This is a genomic window from Micromonospora sp. NPDC007271, assembly GCF_040634005.1.
Classification (GTDB): Bacteria; Actinomycetota; Actinomycetes; order Mycobacteriales; family Micromonosporaceae; genus Micromonospora.
This window is the reverse complement of sequence record NZ_JBEYER010000146.1, coordinates 1-12989: the sequence shown is the minus strand read 5'-3', so window position 1 is coordinate 12989 and position 12989 is coordinate 1. Positions and strand designations below refer to the sequence as shown.

The window sequence follows — 12989 nt, the reverse complement described above, 5'->3', positions numbered from 1 at the left end:
TTCCGTTTCCTCCCCGGCCTGAAGGCCGGGGTATCCACGGAAGGAATCTGATGAATGCGAACACGCTGGCCCACCGGAGATTGGCACGCGTGTTCGAAGGCGCGGTAGGGTCAGCAGCGTGTCCGACCTCACCTACCAGCCCTCGATGCTCGACTTCGCCGCGCAGGGGCCGGCCCTGGGCCCGCTCGCGGGCGGATTGCGCCGGCATGAGCTGAGCCGGGGCGCCTGGGTCGACCACCTGCCGGGCTGGGTGCAAGGCTCCGACCCGGTGCTCGACGTGCTGTTGCGCGACGTGCCCTGGCGGGCCGAGCGCCGCACCATGTACGACGCCGAGGTCGACGTCCCCCGGCTGCTCTGCTGGTACGCCGCCGGCCGGCCGCTGCCCCATCCGGTGCTCACCGCGGCGCGCGCGGCGCTCACCCGGCACTACGCGGCCGAACTGGGCGAGCCCTTCGTCACCGCCGGCATGTGCCTCTACCGCGACGGCCGGGACAGCGTGGCCTGGCACGGCGACACCCTGGGCCGGTCGGCGCACGTCGACACCATGGTCGCCATCGTCTCCTTCGGCTCCCCGCGCCCGCTGCTGCTGCGGCCCCGTGGCGGCGGGGCGAGCCTGCGTTTCCCCCTCGGCCACGGCGATCTGGTGGTGATGGGCGGCTCCTGCCAGCGCACCTGGGAGCATGCCGTCCCGAAGACGGCCCGGCCGGTCGGCCCCCGGGTGAGCGTGCAGTTCCGCCCGGCGGGAGTGGCCTGACAGCGGCCCGCGCCGAGGACCCGTCCGATGCCGTGATACAAACAGCTCTCAGGGTCGATCACGCCCCCGTCACCTGACGACGCGAAGGGCGCAGCATGACCCAGTCCCCCTCCGAGCCGCGATCCGGCTGGTCCCCCTGGCAGCTGCACGGCGACGGCCGGTCCGTCCGGCCCGGCGACGTGGTGCACCCCGGCGAACGGCTCTCCTGGCCGCGTACGGTCGGCGTCGGCGTGCAGCACGTCGTCGCGATGTTCGGCGCCACCTTCACCGTGCCGTTGATCACCGGTTTCCCACCGGCCACCACGCTCTTCTTCTCCGGGCTGGGCACGCTGCTGTTCCTGCTGATCACCGGCAACCGGCTGCCGTCGTACCTGGGCTCGTCGTTCGCGTTCATCGCCCCGGTGCTGGCCGCCAAGGCCGGCGGCGGCATCGGCACGGCGCTGGGCGGCATCGTGGTGGTCGGGGCGGTGCTGGCGCTGGTCGGCGTGGCGGTGCAGCTGGGCGGGGCGCGCTGGATCGACGCGCTCATGCCGCCGGTGGTGACCGGCGCCATCGTCGCGCTGATCGGGCTCAACCTCGCCCCGGTCGCCTGGGACGGCGGCGGTAGCGGCACCGGCGTCAAGGCCCAACCGCTGATCGCGGTGGTCACGCTGGTCGCGATCCTGGTCGCCACGGTGGGCTTCCGGGGCTTCCTGGCCCGGCTGTCCATCCTGCTCGGCGTGGTGGTCGGGTGGGTGCTCGCCGTGCTCCTCGGCGAGCTGGACCCGAAGGCGGTCACCGGGCTCAAGGAGGCCGCCTGGGTGGGCCTGCCGCAGTTCCACTCGCCCAGCTTCAGCCTGCGGGCGGTGGTGCTGGTCATCCCGGTGATCCTGGTGCTGATCGCGGAGAACGCCGGGCACGTCAAGGCGGTCGCCGCGATGACCGGCCGCAACCTCGACCGGGACATGGGCCGGGCGTTCCTCGGCGACGGCATCGCCACGGTGCTCGCCGGCTCCGGCGGCGGCTCCGGCACCACCACCTACGCCGAGAACATCGGCGTGATGGCGGCGACCCGGGTCTACTCGACCGCCGCGTACTGGGTGGCGGGCGTGGCGGCCATTCTGCTCGGGCTGTGCCCGAAGTTCGGCGCGCTGATCCTCACCGTCCCGGCGGGAGTGCTGGGCGGCGCCACCACCGCTCTGTACGGCCTGATCGCCATCCTCGGCGCCCGGATCTGGATCGAGAACCGGGTGGACTTCCACGACCCGGTCAACCTGATGACCGCCGCGGTCGCGGTGATCGTCGGCGCGGCCAACTACACCCTCACCGCCGGCGACCTGTCGTTCAGCGGGATCGCCCTCGGCACCGCCGCCGCCCTGGTGATCTACCACGGCATGCGCCTGATCGCCCACCTCCGCGGCACCACCACGGAATCCCGCCGCGGCCCCGAACCCGAACTCTGACCCGACGGGGCAGTTGATCAAGGGGTTTGCGTCATCCAGGAGCGTTCCGGTGACGCAAACCCCTTGATCGACAAGAGCCTCGGGCGGGTGCGGTCAGTCGCGTTCGATCTGGTGGCCGACGACCGTCGGGCCGAGCATGACGGCGAAGCCGGAGCCGTCGCGGCGGGGGTCCGCCGGGGGCAGGTCCACCGGCTCGCCGTTGGCGGTCGCCCCGACCGGGCGCGGGCCCACCCAGGCCACCGCCAGGTCCACCTCACCCTTGAGGAACCGCTGCGCCCGCACCCCGCTGGTCGCCCGCCCCTTCGCCGGGTACGCCTTGAACGGCGTGACCTTGACGGTGGCGCCGGTCGAGGTGACCACCATCGGCTCCCCGTGCCCCGGGTCGTCGGTGCGGACCGCGCCGAAGAAGACGGCGCTCGCCCCGGCCGGCAGGCTGATGCCGGCCATGCCGCCGCCCTTGATGCCCTGCGGCCGCACCAGGGACGCCGCGAAGCGCAGCAGCGACGCCTCCGACGAGATGAACGTCAGCGCCTCCGCGCCGTCGGTGAGCCAGGTCGCCCCGACCACCTCGTCGCCGTCGCGCAGCGAGATCACCTCGAACTCGTCCGAGCGGACCGGCCACTCGGGCGCGCAGACCTTGACCACGCCCTGCCGGGTGCCCAGCGCCAGGCCGGGCGACCCCTCGGCGGACGGGCCGAGCGGCGCCAGCCCCACCACCGTCTCCCCGGGCTCCAGCGGCACCAGCTCGGCCGCCGACATGCCGCCGCGCAGCGACACCGTCCCGGACTGCTCGGGCAGCACCGGCAGCGGCAGTACGTCGATCTTGAAGGCCCGCCCGGCGCTGGTGACCAGCAGCACCCGGCCCCGCGCCGTGGAGTGCACGACGGCGCGTACCGCGTCGTGCTTGACCCGGCCGGAGCGGCGGCGCGCCTCGGTGGCCTCCTCGGACTCGGCCGCGGTCCGGGCGACCAGCCCGGTGGCGGAGAGGATCACCTGGCAGGGGTCGTCGGCGACCTCCAGCGGCCCAGCCGGTACGGAGGCCGCGAGGACCTCCTTGAGGTCGCCGTCGACCAGGGTCGTGCGGCGCTCGGCGCCGAACTGCTTGACCACCGCGGCCAGCTCGTCGGAGACCAGCTTCCGCAGCACCTTCGGGTCGTCGAGGATCCGCGACAGCTCGGCGATCTCGCCGCGCAGCTTCTCCTGCTCGGCCTCCAGCTCCAGCCGGTCGTACTTCGTCAGCCGGCGCAGCGGAGTGTCCAGGATGTACGTCGCCTGGATCTCGGAGAGCTTGAACTTCCGCATCAGGCCGTCCTTGGCCGCCTGGGCGTCCTCGCTGGCCCGGATCAGCTTGACCACCCGGTCGATGTCGAGCAGAGCGATCAGCAGACCGTCGACCAGGTGCAGCCGCTCCTCGCGCTTGCGCCTGCGGTACGAGCTGCGCCGGGTCACCACCTCGTACCGGTGGGCGAGGAAGACCTCGAGCAGCTCCTTGAGCCCCAGCGTCTGCGGCTGGCCGTTCACCAGGACCAGGTTGTTCATCCCGAAGGACTGCTCCAGCGGGGTGAGCCGGTAGAGGTCGGCCAGCAGGGCCTGCGGGTTGACCCCGACCTTGCACTCGATGACCAGCCGGGTGCCGTTCTCCCGGTCGGTGAGGTCCTTGACGTCGGCGATGCCGGTCAGCCGCTTGGTCTTGTTGACCTCGTTGGTGATCGCCGCGATGACCTTCTCGGCGCCGACGCCGTACGGCAGCTCGGTGACCGTGATGGCCTGCCGGCCCCGGCTGCCCTCGAGCGGGCCGATCTCCACCCGGCCACGCATCCGCACCACCCCGCGCCCCGTCTCGTACGCCCGGCGCACCTCGTCGAGGCCGAGCAGCAGCCCGCCGGTGGGCAGGTCCGGGCCGGGGACGAACTCCATGAGCCGGTCCAGCGTGGCGTCCGGGTGGTTGATCAGCCAGCGGGCCGCCTGCACGACCTCGCCCAGGTTGTGCGGGATCATGTTGGTCGCCATGCCGACCGCGATCCCGGACGCGCCGTTGACCAGCAGGTTGGGGAAGGCGGCGGGCAGCACGGTGGGCTGGGTGAGCGAGCCGTCGTAGTTGGGCTCGACGTCGACGGTGTCCTCGCCCAGCTCGCCGACGAGCAGCATCGCCTCCCGGGACATCCGCGCCTCGGTGTAACGCGCGGCGGCCGGTCCATCGTCCGGGCTTCCAAAGTTTCCATGCCCGTCGATGAGTGGGGCGTTGAGCGAGAAGTGCTGGGCGAGGCGGACCATCGCGTCGTAGATCGCCGCGTCGCCGTGTGGATGGTACTTACCCATCACATCCCCGACAATTCGGGCAGACTTCACGTGCCCCCGGTCGGGGCGGTGGCCCTGCTCGTACATCGACCAGAGGATGCGCCGGTGCACCGGCTTGAGGCCGTCCCGAGCGTCGGGCAGAGCCCGCGAGTGGATGACCGAGAAGGCGTACTCCAGGTAGGAGTCGGAGACCTCGGTGACCAGCGGGTTGTCGAAGACCCGCGCACCGGCCTGGTCGAACGCGGACAGGTCGGCGCGGGCGCGGTCGTCCCTACGGCGTGCCATGGTTCAGCTTTCCTTCCGAAACGAACCCGGTGATCAGGCGTCGATGGCTTCGCGGTCGACCCGGTCGGCCGAGTCGATCAGCCAGTTGCGGCGGGGTTCGACCTTCTCCCCCATGAGCAGTTCGAGGATCTGCTCGGCGGCCTCGACGTCGTCGAGGGTGATCCGGCGGACCGCCCGGGTGGCCGGGTTCATCGTGGTCTCCCATAGCTCGTCGGCGTCCATCTCGCCGAGGCCCTTGAAGCGCGGGATCGGGGTGACGATCTGCTTGCCGGCCTTCTCCAGCTTGCGGACCGTCGCCTCCATCTCGGCCTGCGTGTAGGTGTAGATGGTCTGCGGGTTGCGGCCCTTCGTGGTGATCTTGTGCAGGGGTGGCATCGCCGCGTAGAGCCGGCCGGCCTCGATCAGCGGCCGCATGTACCGGGCGAAGAGCGTGATCAGCAGGGTACGGATGTGCGCGCCGTCGACGTCCGCGTCGGCCATGATCAGCACCCGCCCGTAGCGCATCGCGGAGAGATCGAAGGTACGCCCCGAGCCGGCGCCGAGCACCTGCACGATCGCCGCGCACTCGGCATTGTCCAGCACCTGCTGGAGATTCGCCTTCTGCACGTTGAGGATCTTGCCGCGGATCGGCAGCAGCGCCTGATACTCGGACGAACGGGCCATTCTGCTCGTCCCCAGGGCGCTGTCACCCTCGACGATGAACAGTTCGCTGCGGTCCACCCCGGTGGCCCGGCAGTCGACCAGCTTGGCCGGCATCGACGCGCCTTCCAGGGCGGTCTTGCGTCGGGCGGCGTCCTTCTGCTGCTTCTGGGTGAGCCGGACCCGGGCCGCGTCGACGATCTTCTGCAGCACCGTCCGGGCCTCGGCCTTGGTCTTCCGGTCCTCCAGCCAGGACTTCAGGTGCTGCTCGACCAGCCCCTGGATCACCTTGGTGATGCCGGCGGTGGAGAGCTCGTCCTTGGTCTGCGAGGTGAACTGCGGCTCGGGGATCCGTACGTGCACCACCGCGGTCATGCCCTCCAGGACGTCGTCCAGGGTGGGCGCGTCCTCCTTGGGCTTGAGCAGGCCGCGGGTGTTGCGGGCGGCCTCGGCGAGGGTACGCGCCAGGGCCCGCTCGAAGCCCTTGCGGTGGGTGCCACCGTGCGCGTTGCGGATGGTGTTGGTGAAGCACTCGACGGTGCGCTCGTAGCCGGTGCCCCAGCGGAAGGCGACCTCGACCTCGGCCCGGCGCTGCACGTTGGACTGCATCACGCCGTTGGCGTCGGCGGCGTTCTCCCGGTAGGTCCCCTCGCCCGTGACCAGCAGGGTGGCCGAGACCGGGCGGTCGCCGGCCGGGGCGAGGTATTCCACCATGTCGGTGAGACCGTTGGGGAAGTGGAAGCTCTCCTCGACGGCCTCCTCCCCCGTCTCGTCGCGCAGCCGGTACGCCACCCCGGGCACCAGGAAGGCGGTGTTGCGCAGCTTGAGCCGGACCGCCTCGGTGTCCAGCTTCGCGCCGGTCTCGAAGTAGCGCGGGTCGTGCCACCAGCGGATCGAGGTGCCGGTCGGCTGGCGGCGCTTCATGGCGCCGACGATCTGCAGGCCGGGACCGGGCGTGAACGGCGCGTCCGGGCCGTCCCCGTCGAAGATCCCGGGTACGCCGTGCCGGAACGACATCGAGTGGATCTTGCCGCTGCGGCGGACCGTGACGTCGAACCGCCGGGAGAGCGCGTTGACCGCGGAGGCGCCCACGCCGTGCAGGCCGCCGGAGGTCTTGTAGCCCGAGCCGCCGAACTTGCCGCCCGCGTGCAGCCGGGTCAGCACCAGCTCGACCCCGGAGATGCCGGACTTGGCGTGCACGTCGGTGGGGATGCCCCGGCCGTCGTCGTCGACCTGCACCGAGCCGTCGGCGTGCAGGATCACGTCGATCTTCGTGGCGTGGCCCCCGACGCCCTCGTCCGTGGAGTTGTCGAGGATCTCGTTGACGAGGTGACCCACGCCACGGCTGTCGGTCGAGCCGATGTACATGCCGGGACGCTTGCGGACGGCGTCCAGCCCCTCCAGGTGGGTCAGGTCGTCGGCCCCGTACAGGGTCTCAGGCTGTGCGGTCAACTGGTCGTACTCCCAGGTCTCAGCGGTGTGGTGCCGCTCACCGGCTCGATCACTGTGGGCGGCGCGCCGGAGCGAGCCTAGCCCGCTACCCCGACAGAGCTGTGGCACCGGGTGCGGTGCGGCGTCCGGTTAGGCTGCGCCCAGGTCCGTGCTGGCGCTCTGTGCGGGGGTGCCGGAGGCGAGGAGACGTACATGTACGACAACGACGCGACCCGCCGGTTGTCTTCCCCGGCGACCTCCCCGCGTCGTCCGGAGCCCGGTCGAGCGCCCGCCGAGGGCGACCTGGCCGGCCGATTCGAGCGGCTCTACGCCGACGCCGAGCGGGGCGGGGCGACCGTGCCGTGGGACCTCGACCGAGCGCACTCCCTGCTCAGCGAGTGGACCGAGCGGACCCGGCCGGCGGGCTCCGGGCGACGCGCCGTCGTCGTCGGGTGCGGCTTCGGCCGGGACGCCGAGCACCTGGCCCGGTTCGGCTTCGCGACCGTCGCCTTCGACGTCTCCCCCACGGCCGTACGCGCCGCCCGGCGGCGCCACCCCGACTCTGCGGTGCGGTATGAGACCGCCGACCTGCTCGACCCGCCCGCCGACTGGCTGGACGGCTTCGATCTGGTGCTGGAGAGCATGAACGTGCAGGCGCTGCCGGCGGAGCTGCGGGCGCGGGCGATCCGGGCGGTCGGCCGGCTGGTGGCGCCGGGCGGGGCCCTGCTGGTGATCGCGGCCGGGCGGCGGGCGGACGAGGAGATCGAGGGCCCGCCCTGGCCGCTGACCCGGGCCGAGGTCGACGCGTTCGCCACCGGAGCGCTGACGCCGGCCCGGGTCGAGGAGATCGTCGCCCCGGACGGTGGGCTCCGCTGGCGCGCCGAGTTCCGCCGGGGCGCCTGAGCGCCGCACGGTCAGGAGCGGGCCGGAGGTGCTCGCAGGAGACCACCTCGGCGTCCCCCTCGAAGGCCCGGACCACCTGCCCGACGGTCAGCTCGCCGGCGTGCTCGGCGAAGGCCACCCCGCCGGAGCGGCCCCGGATGGTCACCGGTACGCCGAGCCGCTGCAGCCGCTGCAGCACCTTGGCCACGTGGCTGCGGGGCAGCGCAAGCTGGGTGGCGAACTCCTCCACGGTCGTCCGGGCCGGGGGCCGGGGCTGGCGTGAGCAACCCCGGCCTCTCGCCATACCGGCTTCGAGCCACCCACGATTCTGGTCACGGCGAGTGACCACGGCCGACCACCCACAACCCTCCGTCCGCCCCCCTTTGCTCTGCAGCCACGGACGCAGCGGTCACGCACGGCTTGCTGCTGCGTATCCGGCTGCAGAGCAAAGTGCGGTTGGGGGTGTTCCCGCGTCGGAGCCGCCGCACGGGTTCTCGCTGGTCACGGAGGTGTGGCCTCGGTGGCACACAAGGTGGTGCCGCATGACGACGTCACGTTAGGTGACAGCGGACCACCCGGGGCAGGCCGTCACGCACAGTTGCCGACAGCAACGCCAGGCGGGCATCCGCCCGCCGGCGGCCGTCAGGCCCCGCGCGCCACCATGGCGGCCAGCACCAGCAGCGAGCCGACCAGCTCGATCATCCCGACCCGGACCGGGGCCAGCCGCCGGCCCGGCAGCAGCACCGCGCGGAGCAGCAGCAGCGCGAAGACCGCCGCCACCGCCGGCCCCCACCAGGCCGCCGTCACCACGAGCGCCGCGAGGTGGTACGCGCCGGACGCCCACCGGTAGCCGACGCTCTCCCGCTCCCGGATCATCGTCTTGACGTAGAGCACCGTGCCGACCAGGTACGCGGCGACCGCGCCAGCCACCCCGGCCAGCTCGGCGGGCGGGACGCCGGCGACGGTGGCCACCACGAACACGATGAGCACGCTCTGCGCCACCGAGGCGAGATCGTTGAGCAGGGCCCGCTCGCGGCGCCACCGCGCGTGTCCGACGTTGACGGCGGCGAGTAGTACGTACAGCGGGGCGTAGCCGAGGACCGCGGGCCGGGCCAGGAGCACCGGCGTGACCAGCAACGCGGTCACGGCGCCGTAGAGCAGCAGCTGCGGGCGTACCCGGTCGGTGCGGCCGGTCTTCACCGCCAGCAGGGCGTAGTACGAGAAGAGGTAGCCGGCCAGCCAGGCGCCGAGCAGCGGCAGGTGCGGCCATCGGAGGCCGGTGACGCAGACCGCCGTGACGTACGGGAGGAGCAGCATCGCCCAGGCGCCGTGCTGTGGCGGCAGGTAACGGTGCCGACGGGCCCGCTGCCGGCCCGCGCCCCCCGACTCCGCGCCGCCGGGCCGCGGCGAGCCGGCCCGGGCCGCGGCGCCCGACGGGCCGCCGTGAGCAGCACCACGGAGTCCTCGTCGGCGTGCAGCGCGTGCCGGGCGTCCGGAATCACCAGCAGGTCCCCGGTCTCGCCGGGCCAGGACCGGTCCTGGGCGACCAGGGCGACCAGGGTCTGCCGCAGCGAGGTGGCGGGACCGCCGTGGACGGTCCGGGCGCTGCGCCCGTTGTCGGCGGCGCGAGCCAGCCTGAGTTGCTCCTCAGTCAGTGCGGAGAGCGAGGACGTGGGCACCAAGGGCCACCTCCCGGAGTCGGTTCGGGTGCGACCGGCCACAGAACAGGAACCCACCGCGCCTCTTTGCCCAGTTTGGTGGCTTCCCGTGCCGTCGACCAGGGACTTTGGTCACTGATTCGAATCTCCACAGCCGACACCGAACTTCCGAGGAGAAGTCGATGATCTATAGGTTAGGCGGTGTTCGCGGGGGTAGGGACTGCTCATGCGCGTCCTCGGAATCAACGCGGTCTTCCACGACCCCGCAGCCGCCCTGGTGATCGACGGCCGGGTGGTCGCCGCCGCCGAAGAGGAGCGGTTCAGCCGCCGCAAGCACGGCAAGCGTCCGGTGCCGTTCGCCGCCTGGGAGCTGCCCGAGCTGTCCGCAGCCTGGTGCCTGACCAGCGCGGGCATCGACGTCGACGGCCTCGACGCGGTCGCCTACTCCTTCGACCCCGGCCTCTGCCGGGACGCGGCCGAGCTCGGCCTCGACGACCCGTGGGACTGGCTCCGGGTCGACTACGCGAGGCGGGCCCCGCAGTTCCTCGCCGCCGCCCTGCCCGGCCTCGATCCGGAGAAGGTGCGGTTCGTGCCGCACCACGTGGCGCACGCCGCCTCGGCCGGGCTGGCCGCCCCGCCGGCCGGCGACGACACCGCCGTGCTGGTGCTGGACGGCCGGGGCGAGGCCGCCAGCCACCTGGCCGGGGTCTACCGGGAGGGCCGGTTGTCACCCCTGTACGCGCAGCGGCTGCCACACTCACTCGGCCTGCTCTACGAGGACCTGACCCGACATCTCGGCTTCCTGCACTCCAGCGACGAGTACAAGGTGATGGCCCTGGCCTCGTACGGCCGGCCAAGGCACCTGAGCGTGCTCCGCGAGCTGGTCCGGGCCACCGACGACGGCGGTTTCCACGTCGAGCGAATCGACTGGGCCAGCCTGGCCAAGGCGCGCACCGCCGACGGCGAGATGACCGACGACCACGCCGACCTGGCGTCCAGCGTGCAGGCCCGACTCGAGGAGGTCGTCCTCGACCTGTCCCGCTGGCTGTACGACGCCGCTGGCGGCCCCGCCACCCTGGCCATGGCCGGCGGGGTGGCGCTGAACTGCGTGGCCAACGCCCGGGTCGCCGCGGAGGGGCCGTACCGGAACGTCTGGGTGCAGCCGGCGGCCGGCGACGCGGGCACCGCGCTGGGCGCGGCCCTGCACGTGGCCGGCGAACTGGGCGACCGGTCCACCCCGATGGCCGGGGCGGACCTGGGCCGCGGCTGGACGGACGCGGAACTGGAGGCGGAGCTGCGCCGGGCGGCGCTGCCGTACCACCGGCCGGCGTCGATCGCCGCCGAGGCGGCCCGGGTGCTCGCCGACAACGGCATCGTCGCCTGGTACCAGGGCCGCAGCGAGTACGGGCCGCGGGCGCTGGGCCACCGGTCGCTGCTCGCCCACCCTGGTGACCCGGACACCACCCGCCGGATGAACGACGTCAAGGGCCGGGAGCAGTTCCGCCCGATCGCCCCGATGGTCCGCGCGGAACGCTTCGCGGAGATCTTCGAGGGCGTCTACCCCAGCCCGTACATGCTCTTCGTGCACCGGGTGAGGCCGGAGTGGCGGGACCGGGTCCCGGCCGTCACGCACGTCGACGGCACCGCCCGGGTGCAGACCGTGCACGCCGACACCGAACCCCTGGTGGCCGAGCTGCTGGCCGAGTTCGAGCAGCTCACCGGGCTGCCGGTGGTGGTCAACACCTCGCTGAACACCGCCGGCCGGCCGATGGTGGACACCCCTCGGGAGGCGATGGAGCTGTTCGGCTCCGCGCCGGTGGACCTGCTCGCCCTCGGCCCGTACGCGGTGCACCGCCGGGCGCTGGGCGGTGGCCGGTGATCAGCGTGGTGGTGCCCACCCTCGGCCGGCCGAGCCTGGCTTCGCTGCTGGACGCGCTCGCCGGCCAGCTCGGCGAGCTGCCCGGAGCCGAGCTGCTGCTGGTCGACGACCGGCGCGACGAGACCGGGGAGCTGGCCGTGCCGGGGACGCTCGCGGCGTACACGAAGGTGCTGACCGGGCGTGGCGCGGGACCGGCGGCGGCCCGCAACCTCGGCTGGCGGGCGGCCCGCGGCGAGTGGGTGGTCTTCCTCGACGACGACGTGGAACCCGGTGCCGACTGGTCCCGGCGCCTCCTCGAGGATCTGGCCGTCGGTGCGGGGGTCGGCGGCGTGCAGGGCCGGGTGACGGTGCCGCTGCCGGCGGACCGCCGCCCCACCGACTGGGAACGCGGCACCGCCGGCCTGGCCGACGGCCGGTGGATCACCGCCGACATGGCCTACCGCCGGGCGGCGCTGGTCGCCGCCGGCGGGTTCGACGAGCGGTTTCCCCGCGCCTACCGGGAGGACGCCGAGCTGGCCCACCGGGTCCGGTGCGCCGGCTGGCGGCTCGTGCGCGGCCACCGCCGGGTGACCCATCCGGTACGCCCGGAGGGCCGCTGGGTCAGCCTGCGCACCCAGCGTGGCAACGCCGACGACGCGCTGCTGCGCCGGTTGTACGGCCCGAACTGGCGCCGGGACCTCGACCTGCCCCCGGGCCGGCGGCGCCGGCACGCCGCGGTCGCCACGGCGGGCGCGGTCGCGTCCGTCGCCGCCGTGCTGCGCGCCCTGGACCGCCCCGGCGGCCGGCGGCGTGCCCTCGGCGTGGTGGCCACCGCCGCCGGGCTCGGTTGGGCGGCCGGCACCGCCGAGTTCGCCGGGGCCCGCATCGTCCCCGGTCCGCGCACCCCCGACGAGGTCACCACCATGGCGGTGACCAGTGCGCTCATCCCGCCGCTCGCCACCCTCCACTGGGTACGCGGCTGGTGGCGTGCCCGGTCGCTGCCCGCCGGGGCGGTCGTCAGGGCGGACCTGCCCGGGGCGGGATGTTGATGTTCACCGCGCCTGCCCCCGGCAACTGCTCGGACATGGCTCCTGCCGGTCCCGAGCTGTTCGACGCGGTGCTGCTCGACCGGGACGGGACCCTGATCGAGGACGTGCCCTACAACGGCGACCCGGAGAAGGTCCGCCCGGTGCCCGGTGCGCGGGAGGCTCTGGACCGGCTGCGCGCGGCCGGGCTGCGCCTGGCCGTGGTCACCAACCAGTCCGGGCTGGCCCGCGGCTATTTCACCGAGCAGCAGATGCACGCGGTGCACGCCCGGGTCGAGGAGCTGCTCGGGCCCTTCGACGACTGGCGGATCTGCCCGCACGACGACACCGACGGCTGCGCCTGCCGCAAGCCGGCCCCCGGGCTGGTGCACGCCGCCGCCCGCGCGCTGGGTACCGCGCCCCGGCGCTGCGTCCTGGTCGGCGACATCGGCCGGGACATGACCGCCGCGCTCGCCGCCGGGGCCGCCGGCATCCTGGTGCCCACCCCGGTCACCCGGCCGGAGGAGGTCGCCGAGGCGCCGGCCGTCGCCCCGGACCTGCCCACGGCGGTGGACGAGATCATGCGCCGGATGCGGGCGGTCCGGCCGGTGGTGCCGCGTGCCGGGCGGGCCGGCACCGTCCTCGTCGTCCGCAGCGACTCGGCCGGGGACGTGCTGGTCACCGGCCCCGGCATCCGGGCGGTCGCGGCCGGCGCCC

The 12989-nt window shown here is 73.4% G+C and carries 9 protein-coding genes and 1 pseudogene; 6 read left to right on the top strand and 4 right to left on the bottom strand.

Annotated features, from left to right (window positions below; translation table 11 throughout):
• Positions 1-118 precede the first annotated feature (118 nt).
• Both ABZ570_RS31780 and ABZ570_RS31775 read left to right on the top strand, forming a co-directional pair.
• Entirely contained in the window at positions 119-754 is a 636-nt protein-coding gene (locus tag ABZ570_RS31780; RefSeq protein ID WP_358071511.1) for an alpha-ketoglutarate-dependent dioxygenase AlkB, read from the top strand.
• A 95-nt stretch (positions 755-849) separates the two neighbouring features.
• Positions 850-2196: a solute carrier family 23 protein gene (locus tag ABZ570_RS31775; RefSeq protein ID WP_358071509.1), complete on the top strand. Its 1347-nt coding sequence runs from the start codon at positions 850-852 to the stop codon at positions 2194-2196.
• 93 nt (positions 2197-2289) lie between these two features.
• On the opposite strand, the gene ABZ570_RS31770 is transcribed toward ABZ570_RS31775, so the two are convergent.
• The gene (locus ABZ570_RS31770; RefSeq protein WP_358071507.1) at positions 2290-4779 is read right to left on the bottom strand and encodes a DNA topoisomerase IV subunit A; all 2490 of its coding nucleotides are present in this window, start codon (positions 4777-4779) and stop codon (positions 2290-2292) included.
• A gap of 33 nt (positions 4780-4812) precedes the next feature.
• Positions 4813-6870, bottom strand: coding sequence for a DNA topoisomerase IV subunit B (locus ABZ570_RS31765; protein WP_358071505.1), 2058 nt, complete (start codon positions 6868-6870; stop codon positions 4813-4815).
• 192 nt (positions 6871-7062) lie between these two features.
• Between ABZ570_RS31765 and ABZ570_RS31760 the strand changes: the two genes are divergently transcribed.
• Entirely contained in the window at positions 7063-7752 is a 690-nt protein-coding gene (locus ABZ570_RS31760) for a methyltransferase domain-containing protein (RefSeq protein WP_358071503.1), read from the top strand.
• Between the two features lie 91 nt (positions 7753-7843).
• On the opposite strand, the pseudogene ABZ570_RS31755 reads toward ABZ570_RS31760, so the two are convergent.
• Together ABZ570_RS31755 and ABZ570_RS31750 are read right to left on the bottom strand one after the other, a co-directional pair.
• Positions 7844-8035: pseudogene (locus ABZ570_RS31755) on the bottom strand (hypothetical protein); the annotation flags it as partial.
• A 338-nt stretch (positions 8036-8373) separates the two neighbouring features.
• Positions 8374-9075: a YwiC-like family protein gene (locus tag ABZ570_RS31750; protein WP_358071513.1), complete on the bottom strand. Its 702-nt coding sequence runs from the start codon at positions 9073-9075 to the stop codon at positions 8374-8376.
• A 540-nt stretch (positions 9076-9615) separates the two neighbouring features.
• On the opposite strand from ABZ570_RS31750, the gene ABZ570_RS31745 reads away from it, so the two are divergent.
• The 3 genes from ABZ570_RS31745 to ABZ570_RS31735 form a co-directional block, all read left to right on the top strand.
• The gene (locus ABZ570_RS31745) at positions 9616-11268 is read left to right on the top strand and encodes a carbamoyltransferase C-terminal domain-containing protein (RefSeq protein ID WP_358071501.1); all 1653 of its coding nucleotides are present in this window, start codon (positions 9616-9618) and stop codon (positions 11266-11268) included.
• Positions 11265-12296 carry a glycosyltransferase gene (locus tag ABZ570_RS31740; RefSeq protein WP_358071499.1) on the top strand — a complete coding sequence of 344 codons (1032 nt, stop codon included), beginning with the start codon at positions 11265-11267 and terminating at the stop codon, positions 12294-12296. The genes ABZ570_RS31745 and ABZ570_RS31740 overlap by 4 nt, the downstream gene beginning before the upstream one ends.
• The coding region (locus tag ABZ570_RS31735) for an HAD family hydrolase (RefSeq protein ID WP_358071497.1) at positions 12296-12989 on the top strand (694 nt) is incomplete at its 3' end. The genes ABZ570_RS31740 and ABZ570_RS31735, both read left to right, overlap by 1 nt.

Coding starts and splice junctions, on each gene's coding strand:
- ABZ570_RS31775 (WP_358071509.1), top strand. CDS start 850: ATGACCCAGTCCCCCTCCGAGCCGCGATCCGGCTGGTCCCCCTGGCAG.
- ABZ570_RS31770 (WP_358071507.1), bottom strand. CDS start 4,779: ATGGCACGCCGTAGGGACGACCGCGCCCGCGCCGACCTGTCCGCGTTC.
- ABZ570_RS31760 (WP_358071503.1), top strand. CDS start 7,063: ATGTACGACAACGACGCGACCCGCCGGTTGTCTTCCCCGGCGACCTCC.
- ABZ570_RS31745 (WP_358071501.1), top strand. CDS start 9,616: ATGCGCGTCCTCGGAATCAACGCGGTCTTCCACGACCCCGCAGCCGCC.